The organism is Flavobacterium sp. (assembly GCF_046153165.1).
Taxonomy (GTDB): Bacteria; Bacteroidota; Bacteroidia; order Flavobacteriales; family Flavobacteriaceae; genus Flavobacterium.
The window spans coordinates 1-4,486 of record NZ_JBJXEN010000029.1; the positions used below are offsets into that span (position 1 = coordinate 1).

6 protein-coding genes are annotated in these 4,486 nt (G+C 31.5%); all 6 read left to right on the forward strand.

The window, feature by feature from the left end; all coding sequences use genetic code 11:
* Nucleotides 1-726: DMT family transporter (locus tag ACKVOV_RS04300; RefSeq protein ID WP_409205538.1), on the forward strand; the 726-nt coding region annotated here is incomplete at its 5' end.
* Between the two features lie 57 nt (nt 727-783).
* Entirely contained in the window at nt 784-1,644 is an 861-nt protein-coding gene (locus ACKVOV_RS04305) for a YicC/YloC family endoribonuclease (protein ID WP_409205539.1), read from the forward strand.
* Nucleotides 1,645-1,671: 27 nt separating this feature from the next.
* Entirely contained in the window at nt 1,672-2,169 is a 498-nt protein-coding gene (locus ACKVOV_RS04310; protein ID WP_409205540.1) for a MepB family protein, read from the forward strand.
* 21 nt (nt 2,170-2,190) lie between these two features.
* Entirely contained in the window at nt 2,191-2,766 is a 576-nt protein-coding gene (gene gmk, locus ACKVOV_RS04315; protein WP_409205541.1) for a guanylate kinase, read from the forward strand.
* Complete coding sequence (locus ACKVOV_RS04320; RefSeq protein ID WP_409205542.1) at nt 2,759-3,370, forward strand: hypothetical protein; 612 nt, start codon at nt 2,759-2,761, stop codon at nt 3,368-3,370. The genes gmk and ACKVOV_RS04320 overlap by 8 nt, the downstream gene beginning before the upstream one ends.
* Before the next feature lie 121 nt (nt 3,371-3,491).
* Nucleotides 3,492-4,486: acyl-CoA dehydrogenase family protein (locus tag ACKVOV_RS04325; protein ID WP_409205543.1), on the forward strand; the 995-nt coding region annotated here is incomplete at its 3' end.

The following is a 4,486-nucleotide window of genomic DNA, read 5'->3' on the forward strand; positions in this document are numbered from 1 at the left end:
ATTTCTTTGTTTATTAAAACAGAAAAAATCGAGAAAGCTGATTTTCCTAGAATAATTGCCGCTGCTTTTTTTGGTGTAGCACTTAATATGCTTACTTTTTTTAAAGGTTTAAGTTACACCTCTCCTATTATGGGAGCCGTAATCATGGTTACAACGCCTATGATTGTCCTTATTTTGTCAGCCATTTTGATAAAAGAAAGAATGAAAACCAGAAAAATTCTAGGCATCATCTTAGGATTAGCAGGAACATTATTTCTTATTTTGTATGGGAAATCGATGAATAATGCGCCAAAAGCAGGCTTGGGAAATCTATTGGTTTTTATCAACGCTGTTTCCTACGGATTTTACCTTATTATTGTTAAAAAACTAATGGACAAATACAATGCTTTTTCTTTTGTGAAATGGATTTATTTATTTGGATTTCTAATGGTTTTACCTTTCGGATATACTGAATTTCAAGCTGTAAATTGGTCTGTTCTTCCAGTCGATATTTTTTGGAAAATAGGTTTTGTCGTTTTATTTTCGACATTTTTAACGTATTTATTGAATTTACTTTCTATGAAAGAACTAAAACCTACAACAGTAGCTGTTTTCATTTATTTACAACCTTTATTTGCGACTATTTTTGCTATTGGATTAGGAAAAGACGAATTGAATGTGATAAAAATCGGGTCTGCTCTATTGATTTTTTCGGGTGTTTATTTAGTTACACAGAAGAAATCCTAAATCCTAAATCCTAAATCCTAAATTTTCAATACATTTGTAGCTATTACAATTTTATATATGATACAATCCATGACTGGTTTTGGGAAAGCTTCTTTGCAATTACCAACCAAAAAAATAACAGTTGAAGTAAAATCTTTAAACAGCAAAGGTTTAGATTTAAATACAAGAATGCCATCCGTTTACCGTGAGATGGAATTGGGTTTACGCAACCAAATCGCACAACAATTAGAACGAGGAAAAATCGATTTTTCATTGTTTATTGAAGTGACTGGTGAGGAAACATCGACCAAAGTAAATGCGCCAATTGTAAAAGCGTACATCAGCCAAATGCGCGCTATTTTAGCTAATGCTGATGAAACCGAACTGATGAAAATGGCAGTTAGAATGCCAGATGCATTAAAAACAGAACGTGACGAAATAGACGAAAATGAATGGGCAGAAATTCAGAAAGTAATCGTTGAAGCATTAAATAATATTCAGAACTTTCGCCAAGCGGAAGGACTTTCGTTAGAAAAAGAATTTTCGTTACGAATAGCAAATATTCGTCAGTATTTAAGTGATGCTATTGCATTAGATCCAGAGAGAATTCAGAACATTAAAGACAAATTGCAAACCGCCATTACAGAACTAAAAGTAAATGTCGACGAAAATAGATTCGAGCAAGAACTCATTTATTATCTAGAAAAACTAGATGTGACTGAAGAACGAGTTCGTCTAAACAACCATTTAGATTATTTTTTAGAAACTATTACTGGAAGCGAAGCTAATGGTAGAAAATTAGGATTCATTACCCAAGAAATGGGACGAGAAATAAACACACTTGGTTCAAAATCCAATCATGCTGGAATGCAAAAACTGGTGGTAATGATGAAAGATGAGTTGGAGAAAATTAAAGAACAGGTTTTGAATGTTCTTTAGACAAATAGATAAAAGATTTTTATTTATATGAACTCTATTTTAATTGATGCCAAAAACTTACTTTACGATCTATGCGGTTTTGAATTATCAAATATTGAAATCGAAAAAGAAAGTGCAGAATACGCTGCACATCGATTTGAGATTAATAATCTAAAAATCTTGTTTCGTCAAGCAAAAATTACGCCAACCAAAGTTGGTCAATTTGTAACTTTATGGAAACGGACAAAAGAAAAAGATCCAATTGAACCTTTCGAAATCACTGATAATATTGATTTATTTGTAATAACGGTAAAAACAGAAAAACGATTTGGTCAGTTTGTATTTCCTAAATCTGTTTTAATAGAAAAAGGTATTGTTTCAGACAAAAAAGAAGGCAAGAGAGCTATTCGAGTTTATCCTCCTTGGGACAAAACAGAAAACAAACAATCTCAAAAAACACAAAAATGGCAATTGTCTTATTTTTTAGAAATCCCTTTTGACAAAACAATAAATATTAATCAAGCTAAAACACTTTATTTTCAATAGAAAGTAAATAAAAATATCACAATGAACAAAGGAAAATTACTCGTATTCTCAGCGCCATCAGGATCTGGAAAAACAACCATAGTCAGACATTTATTAGCTAAAGAAGAATTAAATTTAGAATTCTCGATTTCGTGTACAACTCGTGAACCAAGAGGTGAAGAAGTGGATGGAAAAGATTACTATTTTATTTCATTAGAAGATTTCAAAAAACACATCAAAGCAGAAGATTTTATTGAATGGGAAGAAGTATATCGTGATAATTTTTATGGTACTTTAAAAAGTGAAGTCGAACGCATTTGGGCAAAAGGAAAAAATGTAATTTTTGATATCGATGTAGCCGGTGGCTTGCGCATTAAATCAAAATTTAAACAAGAAACATTAGCTGTTTTTGTAAAACCACCAAGTGTTGACGAGCTTAAAAGAAGACTAAAAGAACGCTCGACAGAAAGTGACGATAAAATAAATATGCGTATTGCAAAAGCACATGTCGAACTAGCAACTGCGCCACAATTTGATGAAATTATAAAAAATTACGATTTAGATGTAGCTAAAGAAGAAGCCTATCAACTAGTAAAAAACTTTCTAAAAGATGAATAAATTATTCCTTTTTGCATTAGCCTTTCTACTATTCTCCTGCAATGACAAAAAAATATTTTTGCCTCTAGCAGACACCACCATAGTTTCGGATGTAAAAGATCATTCTCCAGTTTATATATTCTTTAAAACCGACAAAAAAGATACAATAGCAGAAGTAAATAGAAAAAATACAATTAGTACTACAAACTGGATTTTTAATATTGATAAACGCTTACCTCTCAAATTAATCATTCCAGAAATAATTAAACTACAAGAAAAAAAGAATAGCAGTGCCCACAAAAATGAAGAAAGTGAAAATTATTTTTCTTACAGTAACAATATAAAAAAGAGTTTAGCTTTTTTACCATTCACAAACACGCATTATTACTTCGATAAAAAACCTAAATCTGGTGTCATTATTTTTTTTAATAAAAAAAATGAGCTTTTTATAAACAAAGTTTTTGTGAAAAAATCAGAATTAGAAAAACAACTTAGCACTTTAATTGGTACAAATTATATTCTATGTTTTGACAGAAATTGCAGTTATGAAAGTTATATTCAAAATAAAATTTTAATAGAAAAACTTAAAAAATCAAACATTAGCAATGAAGAATTTATTTTTTAAATAATCTCATCAATCTATTTTTCAAAGTGTTTATATCCCAAAAACGATAAATTATAACATTTGTTCATTGATTTGTCATATTTGTTTTTGTAAATTTGCATCGATTTAAAAAACCATCAAAATGAAACCAGATTTATTCCAATCTCCTGATTATTACTTATTAGATGACTTATTGTCTGAAGAACATAAATTAGTCCGTGATGCTGCACGTGCATGGGTTAAGAAAGAAGTATCTCCAATTATTGAAGATTTTGCACAAAGAGCAGAATTTCCTAAACAAATTGTAAAAGGTTTAGGTGAAATTGGTGGTTTCGGTCCTTATATTCCTGTAGAATATGGAGGAGCTGGATTAGACCAAATTTCTTACGGATTAATCATGCAAGAAATTGAACGCGGAGATTCTGGCGTTCGTTCTACCTCATCAGTACAATCATCATTAGTAATGTATCCAATTTGGAAATACGGAAATGAAGAGCAAAGGATTAAATATTTACCAAAATTAGCTACTGGAGAATTCATTGGTTGTTTTGGTTTAACTGAACCAAATTACGGATCAGACCCAGGAAGTATGATTACCAATTATAAAGACATGGGAGACCATTATTTATTGAATGGCGCAAAAATGTGGATATCGAATGCTCCTTTTGCAGATATCGCAGTAGTTTGGGCAAAAAATGAAGAAGGAAGAATTCATGGTCTTATTGTAGAAAGAGGAATGGAAGGTTTTTCTACTCCCGAAACACATAACAAATGGTCACTACGTGCATCGGCAACTGGAGAATTAATATTTGATAATGTAAAAGTTCCTAAAGCAAACTTATTACCAAACAAATCTGGATTGGGAGCGCCACTTGGTTGTCTTGATTCTGCTCGTTACGGTATCGCATGGGGAGCAATTGGAGCAGCTATGGATTGTTATGATACAGCTTTGCGTTATGCAAAAGAGCGTATTCAATTTGACAAACCTATCGCTGGAACACAATTACAACAAAAGAAATTAGCCGAAATGATTACCGAAATTACCAAAGCGCAATTACTAACATGGCGTTTAGGTGTTTTAAGAAATGAAGGAAGAGCAACAACTGCTCAAATCTCGATGGCAAAAAGAAATAATGT

What these genes read in the sequence shown, in the direction of transcription:
- ACKVOV_RS04310 (WP_409205540.1), top strand. Translation starts at nt 1,672, where the DNA reads ATGAACTCTATTTTAATTGATGCCAAAAACTTACTTTACGATCTATGC.
- ACKVOV_RS04305 (WP_409205539.1), top strand. Translation starts at nt 784, where the DNA reads ATGATACAATCCATGACTGGTTTTGGGAAAGCTTCTTTGCAATTACCA.
- ACKVOV_RS04320 (WP_409205542.1), top strand. Translation starts at nt 2,759, where the DNA reads ATGAATAAATTATTCCTTTTTGCATTAGCCTTTCTACTATTCTCCTGC.
- gmk (WP_409205541.1), top strand. Translation starts at nt 2,191, where the DNA reads ATGAACAAAGGAAAATTACTCGTATTCTCAGCGCCATCAGGATCTGGA.